This is a genomic window from Winogradskyella wandonensis, assembly GCF_004346845.1.
Lineage (GTDB): Bacteria > Bacteroidota > Bacteroidia > Flavobacteriales > Flavobacteriaceae > Winogradskyella > Winogradskyella wandonensis.
This window is the reverse complement of record NZ_SMGI01000002.1, coordinates 649,685-664,061: the sequence shown is the minus strand read 5'-3', so window position 1 is coordinate 664,061 and position 14,377 is coordinate 649,685. Positions and strand designations below refer to the sequence as shown.

The following is a 14,377-nucleotide window of genomic DNA, read 5'->3' as shown; positions in this document are numbered from 1 at the left end:
AACCTAACCAAACTATGATAAAACACTTTTTAAGCTTAGAGAGGAAACAATATTTCCGGTCTTCGTATTGGCAAAAAAACATTGCACTAAATATTCTTCTTGTATTCTTTGCGCTATACATGATTGGTATTTTCGTGTTTTTTGGGGTATTTATGTATAAAATATTAACCAAACTTTTCCCAGAACAAGACCCATTTATAGTCGCAAATACATTTATCTTCTATTGGATTATTGCCGAATTATTTATTAGATTTTTCTTTCAGAAATTACCAGTAATGAGTGCAAAACCACTATTAACATTGCCGGTTAAACGCTCGTCTATTGTTAATTTTATTTTAGGGAAATCAGCACTATCCTTTTTTAACTTTTTACCATTATTCTTAACGGTTCCGTTTAGCGTTTCGTTGTTAAATAATGGTTATTCTGCTTCTGTTGTATTAACATGGTTAGCAACAATGGTCTTAATAACGTTTATTGCTAATTTTTTAAACTTTATTCTTGAAGCATTTTCTGCAGAATTAGATATTCCGTTTTTACCTCTTTTGATAGTTGGCGGCGGCCTATTTGCTTTAAATTATTTTGGGATTATTTCCTTCTCAGAAATCGTAAGCCAAGGAATTTTAGCAATAACTGAAAACCCTGTTTACATCTTAGTACTAATAGCGCTTTTAATAGGTCTATATTTTTACAATTTTAAACTACTTAAGGATAAATTATATCTAGACGCTTCATTACAATCTAAGGTAAAAGAGGTAAATGCATCAGACTTATCGTGGACTAATCGATTTGGTGATATTGCACCATTTATGCAATTAGATTTAAAGTTAATTTGGCGTAACAAACGCACTAAATCTATGGCATTTTTAATGGTAATAGGCTTGCTTTATGGCTTGTTTTTTTATCCACAGCCTATCTACAGAGACATGACGTTTATGTTCGCATTTATCGGAATTTTCTCCACTGGATTCTTCCTAATTAATTTTGGACAATTTATTCCAGCTTGGGATAGTGGTTACTACAAAATGCTGATGAGTCAGAATATTAAATACGAACAGTATTTGCGTTCAAAATGGATTCTTATGACTATGAGCGTGGTAGTAATGTTCGTTTTAGGTATTCCTTATGTATACTTTGGCTATAAAATTTTAATTGCGCATGCTGCCGCTGCGGTGTATAATATCGGTGTTAATACGCACGTCATTATGTGGGGCGGAAGTTTTAATCGTAAAAAGATAGATTTAGATAAAAAAGCAGCCTTCAACTACCAAGGCACAGGAGCAGTACAATGGCTAATTGGTATTCCTTTAATGCTGGTGCCTATGGCAATTTTTGGACTTTTAGATTGGCTTATCGGGTTCGAAGTTGCAGTAGCTGTACTCGTCCTGGCAGGAGGTTTAGGAATTTTACTACACAAACCATTAATGAAAGGTATCACACAAAAATATCTCGATTCTAAATACAAAATGATTGCTGCATTTGGCAAAGACTCTTAATAAAACACAACCATGATATATACTAAAGACATTTCAAAATCATACAACGGCGTTCAAGTTCTAAAAATAGACGAATTAGAAATTCCAAAGGGCCAAAGTTTTGGGCTTGTAGGTAACAACGGTGCTGGTAAAACCACCTATTTCAGCTTACTTTTAGATTTAATAAATCCGTCAACAGGCACAATTACTAATAATAGCGTGGTGGTATCGCAAAGTGAAGATTGGAAACCATTTACCTCGGCTTTTATTGACGAAACGTTTTTGATTGGCTACTTAACACCTGAAGAATATTTCTATTTCATCGGCGATTTAAGAGGTCAAAACAAAGCAGATGTAGATAGACTAACCGCTAAGTTCGAAGATTTCTTTAATGGTGAAATTATAGGAAAGAAAAAGTACTTACGCGACCTAAGTAAGGGTAACCAAAAGAAAGCTGGGATTGTTGCTGCCTTAATCGGTAATCCAGACGTTATTATTTTAGATGAACCTTTTGCAAACCTAGACCCAACAACACAGATTCGTTTAAAGCAAATCCTCAAAGATTTAGCTGAAAAACAAGGCGTTACCGTTTTAGTGTCTAGTCACGATTTAATGCACGTTACAGACGTTTGCGAGCGTATTGTGGTGTTGGAAAAAGGTGAAGTTGTTAAAGACTTAGAAACTAACCCTACAACCTTAAAAGAACTCGAAGCACACTTTGCAAAAAGTGCAGTTACCGTTTCTGAAGAGGAAGAGTAGGAACTAGAAATATGTCTAAAAAGACTCGAGTTATATCTCGGGTTTTTTTGTTTTCGACTTCAACTTCAGTTTCGATTTCGACTTCTTTTTCAAAAAGATGTTTATTTTTACCACTTAAGATAACATTAACGTCTATTTTTCGTTATGCTTTAACCAAATAATCTATCTTTTGAAAACCTTTACAAAAGCTTCAATATCACTTCTTTTAGTTGTATTAATTACTCAGAGTTGTTCAAGAAAAAAAGACAACTTTATAAACAGAGCTTGGCATTCTGTTGGTACAGAATATAACATTCTTTACAATGGCGAAATTGCTTTACAACAAGGTTTAGAAACCGTTAATAATGCTTATACAGAAAATTTTTGGGAGTTACTACCAATCGAGCGTTTCGAAGCTAATACAGATGAGGTTAGATTAGGCAATAAAGCCGAAAACTCGGATTTTGAGCGTGCTGAAGAAAAAGCCACAAAAGCTATTCAGAAGCATAGCATGACGATTAACGGGAAAGAAAAAAACCCACAGATAGACGAAGCCTACCTGTTGCTTGGTAAAGCAAGGTATTACGACCAGCGTTTTGTCCCTGCAATGGCGGCTTTTAATAACATATTAAACAAGTATCCTTCTAGCGACAAGATTAATCAGGTAAAAGTTTGGCGCGAAAAGACTAATCTGCGCTTAGGCAATCCAGAACTTTCTATAAAAAACTTAAAACGTCACTTAAAACAAGAAGAGGTCGAGGGTCAGGATTTAGCAGATATCTCAGCTGTTCTTGCAGATGCTTACTTAGACATTAAACAAAAAGATACAGCGTTAAAATATTTAGATACAGCAGCAGTAGCCTCTAAAATAAATGCTCAGAAAGCAAGATATCATTTTATTAGAGGACAACTATACAACGAGTTTGGTAAAAAGGACAGTGCAAATATGGCTTTTGACCAAATTATCGAAATGCATCGAAAAATTCCGCGCGCATTTTACATTAATGCGCATTTGGCTAAGTCCAATAACTTCGATGCAGAAACGGGTAACAAACTAGAGTTCTTGGAATACCTCACCGAACTAGAGGAAAATCGGGAAAACAGACCGTTTTTAGATAAAATCTATCACCGTATTGCACGATACCATCAGTCGCAATCTAGAGATAGTCTTTCAGAGGTTTATTACAACAAATCCATAGCATCTAATAAAACATTAAATAACGATAAAGTTCTTTTTGCAAGAAACTATCTAACGCTAGGAGATATGTATTTTGACCGTACGGAATACAAAACCGCTGGGGCTTACTACGACAGTACATTAACCAACATGGTCGAAAAGACCAAGCCTTATCGTGTTGTGGCTAAAAAGCGTAAAAATTTGGACGACGTTATATACTACGAAGGCATTGCTAGAGCTAATGATAGTATTATCGATTTGGTGAAATTACCTAAAGAAGAGCAAGTTACTTTTTTTAATGACTATATTAAAGAGTTGAAAGTTCAAGATTCTTTAGCTAAAGAGTTCGAGAAAAAAAGAGCGGACAAAGCAGCGAGCAGAAGTGGTAGCTCCAAAGGCAGCGGATTTGCTGGTCTAACAGGTCCAGGAGGCAGAACTGTACCAGGATTACCAGGTTCTAATAGTGGTAGTAATTCAGATTTTTACTTTTATAATCCTACAACTTCAGCATACGGTAAAGAGGAGTTTTTTAAACTTTGGGGAGAACGAAAACCACAAGATAATTGGCGATTGTCTGCTGGGAGAAAGGGAGCTTCCTCCGAAGGAAAAGGTGGAGAAACAGCCGAGGAAATCGTAACACAATTAGAATTGTACGATCCTGAATATTACATAAAAAAACTCCCTTCAGACAAGGTAATTTTAGATAGCATAGCCACAGAGCGAAACTTTGCATATTATCAGTTAGGCCTTATTTATAAAGAAAAGTTTCAGGAGTATATTTTAGCAAAAGATAAATTAGAAAACCTTCTGAAAAACAATCCTGAAGAGCGATTAATTATCCCTTCAAAATACAACTTGGTTAAAATTTACGAATTGCTTGGGCAAACAGACGAGTACGAAATTGCTAAAAATAACCTCATTGCGGAACACCCAGACTCTAGATATGCAGAGATTTTAAGAAACCCAAACTCTCAATTAGCAAAAGACCAAAACAATCCAGAAACGGTTTACGAGAATCTTTACCGTAAGTTTGAAGCGCAGGCTTACGCACAAGTTATTTCCGAGGCAGAAGAGAATATAAAACGTTTTGAAGGTGATGGGTATGTCCCGAAATTCGAAATTCTAAAAGCGTCTGCAATCGGACGATTAAAGGGCTTTGATGCTTACGAAGAAGCAGTTAATTATGTAGCGCTAACGTATCCAAACTCAGAAGAAGGTAAACGCGCTCAAGATATTTTAAAAGATGCGTTACCGCTAATGAAAAGTAAAGAGTTTTTACCAGAGGACGAGGGAAATTCGTTTTATGTCATTTATCAATTCGATAGCGCTCAGAAAGAAGAAATTAAGACCTTTAAAGATAAACTATCTAAAATAATGGAGCGTTTGCCATACAAGGATATAAGTCTTTCAGAAGATGTATATAACGAAAACACGACTTTTGTAGTAGTGCATGGCTTAACGTATTTAACTTCGGCTATGGGCTTTGGGCCAACCTTAGACGATTACACGTTAGATAACGAAAAACCAATTACTAAACCTTACATTACGGCTTCATCAGCCAATTATGCTATTATTCAACGCCATAAAAGTTTAAATGAATACATAAATCCAGAATAAATTCCCCAGAACAATGCGTTCAAATAAAAAACAAAAAACAACCATGGAGTCAACGAGTCAACAAAATATAATCGCACACGGAACAAAAATCGTAGGCGATATTGAAAGTAAAGGACCATTTAGAATCGATGGAACCGTAGAAGGAACTGTTAAGACCGATGGCAAAGTTGTTATAGGAAAAGCCGGAAGCATCGTCGGTACCTTAGAAGCGGTAAACGTGGATATCGAAGGTAAGTTTTCAGGTAAACTTAGCTTAAAAGGTACTTTATCCCTTAAATCTTCTGCTCAAATCGATGGCGAAGTACAAGTGAATAAATTAGCAGTTGAGCCAGGCGCAACATTTAACGCAACGTGTTCTATGGGCGCTGTAAAAACTTTGGCAAGTGATGCAGGAGAAGGAAAAAACCAAAAAGGACAAAGCGCCTAGTAAATTTATACGGTTTACAGGGACAGCATTTCAGATGGGTGGCACTATTTTCTTAGGGAATTACTTTGGGAAATGGTTAGACACTAAATATGGGACCGATTATCTAGAAACCACAGTAACATTATTTTCGGTGTTTGCAGCAATGTATATGGTCATTGCGCAAGTAATAAAAATTTCTAAAGAAGATGATTAAATCTTTGCTGATTTATGTGGTGTCCTTTGCGGCACTTTTTTTTGTGGTTTTACACTTGCAACATTGGTTGTTAGAGGCAAATAATCAATCTGTTAGATTTAGCTATTACGACACAAATATATTTTTTGCAGTTGCCTCGGCATTAATTTGTATTCACCTTCAGTTATTTTCTTCTATTAAAAGTTTACAACCTCAGTTGGGATATATTTATTTACCTACATTATTCATTAAAGGAGGTTTGTTTTTTTTCAGTTTTCAAGACGCGGTGTTTGCTTTAGAAAACCTAACAGTTTCAGAGCGCTTATGCCTTCTAAGTTCGTTGCTTATTTTTCTTCTTTTAGAAGTATTTTTTGTTATTAAAATCCTTAAACAAAACACGCCCAAAATTTTAAGCTAAAAAGCGCATTGTTTTCTTAATAAAAAGCGTACTTTTGCACCGAATTTGAAAAGAGTGGTTTTTTTGATTTTATAACAATGAAGATATTTCAACAAAGTTTTAAATTTTTAGCCCTTGTATTACTTGTAGTTTTGCCGACTTCAATTTTTGCAAAAGACACTAAAAACGATGGTGGTCAAGTAAATACAAAAGAAGAAGTAGAAGCTTATATTTTGCATCACATTCAAGATTCTCATGACTTCTCGTTATTCTCTTACACAAATGATGAAGGCGAACGTGTTCACGTTGGTTTTCCGCTTCCAGTAATTTTATGGACGTCTGAAGGTTTAGTGACGTTTATGTCTTCGGAATTTCATCATAACGATGATGGTTCTGTTATTGTAGAAAAAGACGGCTTAAAGTTTGCCAAAATTCATTCTAAAATTTATGAGTTAGATAAAGGAGCATCAGAAGTAAAGTTTGATGAAGACCATCACGCTACAAATGCGCATAGAGTTTTAGACTTTTCGATAACCAAAAGTGTTGTGGGAATTTTAGTTATTGGTTTGTTAATGTTGTTTTGGTTTTCTAAACTAGCAAGACAATACAAGAAAAAACAAATCCCAACAGGTTTTGGTCGTGTTTTAGAGCCTTTGGTACTTTATGTTAGAGATGAGATTGCAAGACCAAATATTGGAGAAAAGCATTACAGGAGATTTACAGGATATCTGTTAACTGTATTCTTTTTTATATGGATATTAAACTTAGCAGGTTTAACACCGCTAGGTTTTAATGTTACTGGTCAATTGGCCGTTACAGCATGTTTGGCGATTTTTACTTTAATCATTTACACAGCAAGCGGAAACAAAGACTACTGGATGCACATTCTATGGATGCCAGGCGTACCAGTTTTAATTAGACCAGTGTTAGCGGTAATTGAATTGGCTGGCGCTTTGCTAATTAAACCGTTTTCGTTATTAGTGCGTTTATTCGCAAACATTTCAGCAGGACATATCGTAGTGATGAGCTTAATAGCAATCATGTTTACTTTAAAAAAGGAGTTAACTCCTATAGGTGCAACAGGATTGTCTTTAGTTTTGTCATTTTTTATAACATTAATTGAGGTTTTAGTGGCTTTCTTACAGGCCTATATCTTTACAATGCTTTCGGCATTATTTATTGGTATGGCAGTAGAAGAACACGAGCATCATTAATACAATTTGTTTAATAAATTAAATCATTTAACATGGTAACTTACAACTTAATTGGAGCAGGTTTAATCGTAATCGGCGCAGGTATTGGTCTTGGACAGATTGGTGGTAAAGCAATGGAAGGTATTGCTCGTCAGCCAGAAGCTACAGGAAAAATCCAAACAGCTATGATTATTATCGCTGCACTTTTAGAAGGTTTAGCATTTGGTGCTTTATTCTTAGGAAAATAAGAACCAAAACAAACTCAAAATACGTTCCTGCAACGGTTGGTTGCAGGACGTATTTTAAACATTAAACAAAGACAACTATTTAAGTATTTATTAAAATGGATAAATTATTAAACGACTTTTCACCAGGGTTATTCGTAGTGTCAACGATACTATTGTTAGCTTTAATTGCATTAATGGTAAAGTTCGCATGGAAACCAATTCTTAACTCGTTAAATGAAAGAGAAGAAGGTATCCAAAGCGCTTTAGACGCTGCAGAAAATGCAAAGAAGGAGATGGAGAATCTTCAAGCAGATAACCAGAAGTTATTACAAGAAGCACGTTTAGAAAGAGAAACAATGCTTAAAGAGGCGCGTGGGCTAAAGGCAAAGATTATTGCGGACGCAGAAGAAGAAGCCCAAGCACAAGCAAGCAAGATGATAGCCCAAGCGCAAGCTGCAATAGATAGCGAAAAGAAAGCTGCTATGGCAGAATTAAAGTCTCATGTTGCTGGATTATCTATCGATATAGCAGAAAAAGTAGTCGGTAAAGAATTATCTAACAAAGGAAGCCAAGAAAAATTGGTTGAGGAAATGTTAGGTGAAGCAACTTTGAATTAAATTGAATTGGTCACTTCGAGTACCTCAGTGACATTTCAGAATAAATTAATATGAACAGAGCAGCCATAAGATATGCCAAAGCCGTTTTAAGCTTGGCGCGAGATCAAAAAGCAGAAGAGGCGGTTAACAACGATATGAAATCTATAGTTAATGCCATTGCTCAAAGCAAAGAGTTACATCAAATGCTTCAAAGTCCTGTTGTAAGATCATCAGAAAAAAAAGCAGTGTTGTCTTCAGTATTTGCTACAGCAAATAGCAATACAACCAATCTTATAGACACATTAATTTCTAACAAAAGATTAGCGTTGTTAAATGATGTAGCTACGAGTTACACGCATTTGTACGATGAGCTAAGAGGAAGTCAATTAGCAAAAGTAACAACGGCTGTACCTTTAACAGATGAACTAAAAACTAAGGTTTTAGCAAAAGTAAAAGAGCTAACAGGTAAAGAAGCCCAAGTCGAAAATATTATAGATGAAAGCATTTTAGGCGGTTTCATCCTCCGCGTAGGAGATAAGCAATACAACGCAAGTATTGCTAATAAGCTTAATAAATTAAAAAGAGAATTTACATTAAATTAAAATGCTTTTGAGAGTGTCACCCTGAGCGCAGTCGAAGGGTCTTTTTCAATAGCTAAAGACTAATAAAAATGGCAGAAGTAAAACCAGCTGAAATATCAGCAATCTTAAAACAACAACTTTCAGGATTTGAAGCAGGTGCTTCATTAGACGAAGTAGGAACAGTATTAACTGTAGGTGATGGTATTGTACGTGCTTACGGACTTGCTAATGCAGAGTATGGCGAATTAGTAGAATTCGATGGTGGTGCAGAAGGTATCGTACTTAACTTAGAAGAAGATAACGTAGGTATCGTATTATTAGGTGCTTCTACAGGCGTTAAAGAAGGTTCAACGGTAAAGCGTACTTCTCGTATTGCCTCTGTAAAAGTAGGTGAAGGGATTGTAGGTCGTGTCGTGGATACATTAGGTAACCCAATCGATGGTAAAGGACCTATCTCTGGTGAAACTTATGAGATGCCATTAGAGCGTAAAGCTCCTGGTGTAATCTACAGAGAGCCAGTGACAGAGCCAATGCAAACAGGTATTAAAGCGATTGATGCTATGATTCCAGTTGGTAGAGGACAGCGTGAGTTGGTTATTGGTGACCGTCAAACTGGTAAAACAACAGTTTGTATCGATACCATCTTAAATCAGAAAGAATTTTACGATGCGGGTGAGCCTGTATACTGTATATATGTTGCCGTTGGACAAAAAGCGTCAACAGTTGCAAACATTGCAAAGACGTTAGAAGAAAGAGGTGCCTTAGCCTATACAACTATCGTCGCAGCAAACGCATCAGATCCAGCAGCAATGCAAGTATATGCACCAATGACTGGAGCATCTATCGGAGAATATTTCCGTGATACTGGTCGTCCAGCATTAATTATTTACGATGATTTATCTAAGCAAGCGGTAGCATACCGTGAGGTGTCTTTATTATTACGTCGTCCTCCAGGACGTGAGGCATATCCAGGTGACGTTTTCTATTTACACTCAAGATTGTTAGAGCGTTCTGCGAAAATCATCAATGACGATGCTATTGCTCAAGAAATGAACGATTTACCAGATGTGCTTAAGCCAATGGTAAAAGGTGGTGGTTCTTTAACGGCGTTGCCAATTATTGAAACTCAGGCTGGTGATGTATCTGCATACATCCCAACTAACGTAATTTCGATTACAGATGGTCAAATTTTCTTAGACGGAGATTTATTTAACTCAGGTGTGCGTCCAGCAATTAACGTAGGTATTTCAGTATCTCGTGTTGGAGGTAACGCACAGATTAAATCTATGAAAAAAGTATCTGGTACATTAAAGTTAGACCAAGCGCAGTTCCGTGAATTAGAAGCGTTTGCTAAGTTTGGTTCTGATTTAGATGCATCTACATTAAACGTTATCGAAAAAGGTAAGCGTAATGTAGAAATTCTAAAACAAGCACAGAACGATCCGTTTACAGTAGAAGATCAAGTCGCCATTATTTATGCAGGTTCTAAAAACTTATTAAGAGATGTTCCTGTGGAGAAAGTAAAAGAATTTGAAAGAGATTATATAGAATTCTTAAATGCTAAGCATAGAAATATTTTAGATACGCTTAAAGCTGGTAAATTAACGGATGAGGTTATTGATACGTTAACAAGCGTGGCAAAAGATTTATCTGGCAAGTACAGAGCTTAATTATTAACTAAATAATTCCTCTCCTTTGGAGAGGTTTGGAGAGGCTATGGCAAACTTAAAAGAAATACGTAACAGAATATCGTCCGTGTCTTCAACGATGCAGATTACCAGTGCTATGAAAATGGTATCTGCTGCAAAGTTAAAGAAGGCTCAAGATGCGATTACTGCTATGCGTCCTTACTCTAATAAGTTAACCGAATTACTTCAAGGATTAAGTGCAAGTTTAGATGCAGATTCTGGAAGTAAATATTCGGTTCAAAGAGAAGTTAAAAATGTACTCATTGTTGCTATTACGTCTAACAGAGGATTGTGTGGCGCTTTTAATTCTAACATTATAAAGCAAACTAATTCCTTGATTAATGATGTATATGGAGATAAGAATGTTTCTGTACTAGCAATAGGGAAGAAGGCTAACGATGCTTTTCAAAAACAAGATAGAGTTATTGCTAATAAAAGCGAAGTTTTTGATGATTTAACCTTTGAGAACGTTGCGGAAATAGCAGAAATGCTGATGGAAAAATTTGTTGAAGGCGAATTTGATAAAATCGAAATCGTTTACAATCACTTTAAAAATGCAGCGACCCAGATTGTTATGACAGAGCAGTTTTTACCAATTGTTCCTGTTGAGGCAGACGAGAATGTTAATTTAGACTATATTTTTGAACCTTCAAAAGAAGAGATTGTAGAAACATTGATTCCAAAATCTTTAAAGACGCAACTTTATAAAGGTATTAGAGATTCGTTCGCTTCAGAACATGGTGCTCGTATGACAGCAATGCACAAGGCAACGGACAATGCCACTGAGTTAAGAGACCAACTTAAATTGACTTACAACAAAGCAAGACAAGCAGCAATTACTAACGAAATTTTAGAAATTGTTGGTGGAGCGGAGGCATTGAATAATTAATACCTAGATGTGTCATGCTGAACTTGTTTCAGCATCCCATTATAATTAACAAGACCTAACTTTTTTAAGTTAGGTTTTTTTGTTTTAAAAATGGTATTTTTAACCAGATATTTCACAAAGATTGAGCGGATTTAAAAGCCTTTTTAAACAAACATTCATTTACGGTTTAGCAACAGTTTTACCGCGTATGCTAAGCTTCTTGTTGGTGCCGCTTTACACCAACCCGGATGTGATGTCTGTTGAAGAGTATGGTCGTGTATCCTTTATTTTTGCTTACTTCGTCTTATTTAATGTGGTTTTAGCTTACGGAATGGAAACTGCATTTTTCCGATTTTTCAATAAAGAAAAACATCCCGAAAACGTAACCAGCACAGCTAGTATCTCTTTAGTTGTGACGTCTTTTTTAGTTTTAGGAATAGCATTCCTATTTCGCGATTTTATAGCTAGTGCTATTGAAATAGATTTAAAATACTTGAATCTGGTATTTATTATTTTACTCTTAGATGCCTTAGTTATTATTCCTTTTGCTTGGTTGAGAGCCACCAAAAAACCTACAAAATATGCTATAATTAAGATTCTTAATGTAGCTATTAATTTAGGCTTAAATGTCTTTTTACTACTGTATCTAAAAGGGCTCTCAGACGACTTTGATATTCTAAAAAGCATTTATAAGCCCGATTTTGAAATCAGCTATATTTTCATTTCTAATGTTGTTGCAAGTGGAGTTACGCTACTCTTATTAATTCCGTTTTACACAAAAATCAAGTATAGTTTTGATTCAAACCTTTGGAAACGGATGCTCAAATATGCAGCCCCAGTTTTATTAGCCGGAGTGGCATATTCAATAAACGAAACGTTTGATAGAATTTTACTCAAAGAATTATTACCAGCAGATATTTCAGAAGTCCAAATAGGTATGTATTCGGCGTGTTATAAAATAGCATTATTCATGACCTTATTTGCTACAGCTTTTAGATTGGGAATAGAGCCCTATTTTTTCAGTCATTCAAAAACTGAAAATCCTCAAAAAAACTATGCAAAAATTCTAGAATTTTTCGTGGCTTTTGGGTCAATTATTTTGTTAACGGTCGTCGTGTTTTCAGACATTATAAAACCATATATCATCAGAAGCGAAGACTTTTATGAAGCCATGTGGATTGTGCCTTTAATTCTTATCGCTAACTTCTGTTTGGGAATCTACCACAATCTATCAGTTTGGTACAAAATAACAGACCGTACTAAGTTTGGAGGCTATATTTCTGTTTTTGGCGCTATCGTTACGCTAGTCATAAACTATCTTTTAATTCCGCATATTGGATTTAAAGCCTCAGCAATCGCAACAGTTTCAGCCTATGGCGTTATGATGTTGATATCATTGTACTACGGTCAGAAATATTATCCAATCCCATATAATTTCAAAAAGATAGGACTTTATTTTATCCTCTCTATAGTGTTTTCAACCGTATATTTCTACGGATTTAGAGAGAACTATTACATAGGATTTGGCGCATTAATCGTATTTTTGATAGTTGTTTTTCAACTCGAAAAAAAGAATATTTCAGTATTAATTAAAAACTAAAATTTTCTTCGTTTTATCTCGGCTTAGCGTAGTTGAAAAGGAAGATTAGACATAAGGATATGAACATAAAAATCATTAATAAATCCAATCACGATTTACCGCACTACGAAACTATTGCTTCAGCAGGAATGGATTTACGTGCAAATATTTCGGAATCGATAATTCTAAAACCTTTAGAACGCACTATCGTAAAAACAGGGTTGTTTATTGAATTACCGATTGGAACAGAAGCTCAGGTACGTCCACGTAGCGGTTTAGCCGCAAAAAAAGGAATCACAGTACTCAATGCTCCAGGAACTGTAGATGCCGATTATAGAGGTGAAATAGGTGTGATTTTAGTAAATCTTTCTAGTGAAGATTTTGTAATAGAAAATGGTGAACGCATTGCGCAACTCGTCATAGCAAAACACGAACGCGCCGAATGGCAAGAAGTCCAAGAATTGTCTGAAACCTATCGTGGTGGTGGGGGTTTTGGAAGTACAGGTGTAAAGTAATTAAGTATGTCATTTCGAGCGAAGTCGAGAAATCTCATCAATAAAAGAAAATAAAGTCTAATTAAAAAGATTACCGCTTTCGCGGCAAATGAATATGAAAATAATAGTCCCAATGGCAGGTCGTGGTTCGCGATTAAGACCACATAGTTTAACAGTACCTAAACCATTAATTCCTGTTGCAGGCCAACCGATTGTTCATCGCTTGGTAAAAGACATAGCAAAGGTTTTAAAACAACCAATCGAAGAAATCGCTTTTGTGCTTGGTGACCCAGCATTCTTTGGAGACGATGTAGTAGCTAAATTAAAAGATTTAGCCAAAAGTTTAGGCGCCAAAGCATCTATATACAGGCAAGACCAGCCTTTAGGAACAGGTCACGCCATAATGAGTGCAAAATCATCCTTGTCAGGACCTGCGGTCATAGCCTATGCAGATACTTTAATTCGTGCCGAGTTTGATTTAGACCCTAACGCAGATGCGGTGATTTGGACAAAACGTGTTGCAAATCCTGAAGCTTATGGTGTTGTTAAGCTAAATACCAATGAAGAAATCGTGGAGCTGGTTGAAAAACCAGAAACTTTTGTGAGTGACCAAGCCGTAATTGGTATTTACTATTTTAAGGATGCCGCAGTTTTAAAAGATAAACTTCAAGAAGTTTTAGACGAAAACGTGATGAATGGCGGTGAGTACCAAATCAATGATGGTATTAAGCGTATGATGGCAGACGGAAAAGTATTTAAAACAGGTACTGTAGATGAGTGGATGGATTGTGGAAACAAAGCCGTAACATTAGAAACGAATACAAAAATGCTTGGTTTCCTTAAAGCAGATGGTGAAGAGACTTTAGTTGATGACTCAGTAGTTCTGGAAAATTCAACTATCGTAGAGCCTTGTTATATTGCTAAAAACGTAACCCTAAAGAACAGTACCATTGGTCCTAATGTGTCAATAGGAGAAGGGACAACAGTAGAAAATTCAGTCGTTAAAAATAGCTTAATTCAGACGCAGACTCATATTAAAAACGCTACATTAGACGAAGCCATGATTGGCAATTACGTAAAGTATAATGGTAAGTTTACTAAAATTAGTATTGGCGATTATACACAAATGGAATAATTGTTGAAGTTGATAT

General features: G+C 35.8%; 15 protein-coding genes. All 15 read left to right on the top strand.

Features of this window, described 5'->3' with window-relative positions; translation table 11 throughout:
• The first annotated feature begins 14 nt into the window (after positions 1-14).
• The 15 genes from DFQ05_RS07705 to DFQ05_RS07640 all read left to right on the top strand — a co-directional run bounded on the left by DFQ05_RS07705 (position 15) and on the right by DFQ05_RS07640 (position 14,361).
• Positions 15-1,493 carry a DUF5687 family protein gene (locus DFQ05_RS07705; protein WP_132704813.1) on the top strand — a complete coding sequence of 493 codons (1,479 nt, stop codon included), beginning with the start codon at positions 15-17 and terminating at the stop codon, positions 1,491-1,493.
• Positions 1,494-1,505: 12 nt separating this feature from the next.
• Positions 1,506-2,231, top strand: a complete 726-nt coding sequence (locus DFQ05_RS07700) for an ABC transporter ATP-binding protein (protein WP_132704812.1) — start codon at positions 1,506-1,508, stop codon at positions 2,229-2,231.
• A 169-nt stretch (positions 2,232-2,400) separates the two neighbouring features.
• Positions 2,401-5,004 carry a type IX secretion system periplasmic lipoprotein PorW/SprE gene (gene porW / locus DFQ05_RS07695; RefSeq protein ID WP_132704811.1) on the top strand — a complete coding sequence of 868 codons (2,604 nt, stop codon included), beginning with the start codon at positions 2,401-2,403 and terminating at the stop codon, positions 5,002-5,004.
• A 13-nt stretch (positions 5,005-5,017) separates the two neighbouring features.
• The gene (locus tag DFQ05_RS07690; RefSeq protein ID WP_132704810.1) at positions 5,018-5,431 is read left to right on the top strand and encodes a bactofilin family protein; all 414 of its coding nucleotides are present in this window, start codon (positions 5,018-5,020) and stop codon (positions 5,429-5,431) included.
• On the top strand, positions 5,391-5,624 hold the full coding sequence (locus DFQ05_RS07685; protein WP_132704809.1) for an AtpZ/AtpI family protein: 234 nt from the start codon (positions 5,391-5,393) through the stop codon (positions 5,622-5,624). The genes DFQ05_RS07690 and DFQ05_RS07685 overlap by 41 nt, the downstream gene beginning before the upstream one ends.
• Positions 5,617-6,021, top strand: coding sequence for a DUF6168 family protein (locus DFQ05_RS13825; RefSeq protein WP_422398650.1), 405 nt, complete (start codon positions 5,617-5,619; stop codon positions 6,019-6,021). Before DFQ05_RS07685 ends, DFQ05_RS13825 begins: the two co-directional genes overlap by 8 nt.
• Positions 6,022-6,098: 77 nt before the next feature.
• Positions 6,099-7,214: a F0F1 ATP synthase subunit A gene (gene atpB / locus DFQ05_RS07680; protein ID WP_132704808.1), complete on the top strand. Its 1,116-nt coding sequence runs from the start codon at positions 6,099-6,101 to the stop codon at positions 7,212-7,214.
• Positions 7,215-7,246: 32 nt separating this feature from the next.
• Positions 7,247-7,441, top strand: coding sequence for an ATP synthase F0 subunit C (atpE, locus tag DFQ05_RS07675; protein WP_036825176.1), 195 nt, complete (start codon positions 7,247-7,249; stop codon positions 7,439-7,441).
• Between the two features lie 95 nt (positions 7,442-7,536).
• Entirely contained in the window at positions 7,537-8,037 is a 501-nt protein-coding gene (locus DFQ05_RS07670; protein ID WP_132704807.1) for a F0F1 ATP synthase subunit B, read from the top strand.
• Between the two features lie 50 nt (positions 8,038-8,087).
• Positions 8,088-8,618 carry an ATP synthase F1 subunit delta gene (gene atpH / locus DFQ05_RS07665; protein WP_422398649.1) on the top strand — a complete coding sequence of 177 codons (531 nt, stop codon included), beginning with the start codon at positions 8,088-8,090 and terminating at the stop codon, positions 8,616-8,618.
• A 68-nt stretch (positions 8,619-8,686) separates the two neighbouring features.
• Positions 8,687-10,267 carry a F0F1 ATP synthase subunit alpha gene (atpA, locus tag DFQ05_RS07660; protein WP_132704805.1) on the top strand — a complete coding sequence of 527 codons (1,581 nt, stop codon included), beginning with the start codon at positions 8,687-8,689 and terminating at the stop codon, positions 10,265-10,267.
• 46 nt (positions 10,268-10,313) lie between these two features.
• The gene (gene atpG / locus DFQ05_RS07655; protein ID WP_132705109.1) at positions 10,314-11,174 is read left to right on the top strand and encodes an ATP synthase F1 subunit gamma; all 861 of its coding nucleotides are present in this window, start codon (positions 10,314-10,316) and stop codon (positions 11,172-11,174) included.
• Positions 11,175-11,295: 121 nt separating this feature from the next.
• Positions 11,296-12,753, top strand: coding sequence for an oligosaccharide flippase family protein (locus tag DFQ05_RS07650; protein ID WP_132704804.1), 1,458 nt, complete (start codon positions 11,296-11,298; stop codon positions 12,751-12,753).
• 59 nt (positions 12,754-12,812) lie between these two features.
• Positions 12,813-13,247, top strand: a complete 435-nt coding sequence (gene dut, locus DFQ05_RS07645; protein WP_132704803.1) for a dUTP diphosphatase — start codon at positions 12,813-12,815, stop codon at positions 13,245-13,247.
• Positions 13,248-13,341: 94 nt separating this feature from the next.
• Positions 13,342-14,361 (top strand): sugar phosphate nucleotidyltransferase, encoded by a 1,020-nt coding sequence (locus DFQ05_RS07640; RefSeq protein WP_132704802.1) that lies wholly within the window; start codon positions 13,342-13,344, stop codon positions 14,359-14,361.
• The last annotated feature ends 16 nt before the right edge of the window (positions 14,362-14,377 follow it).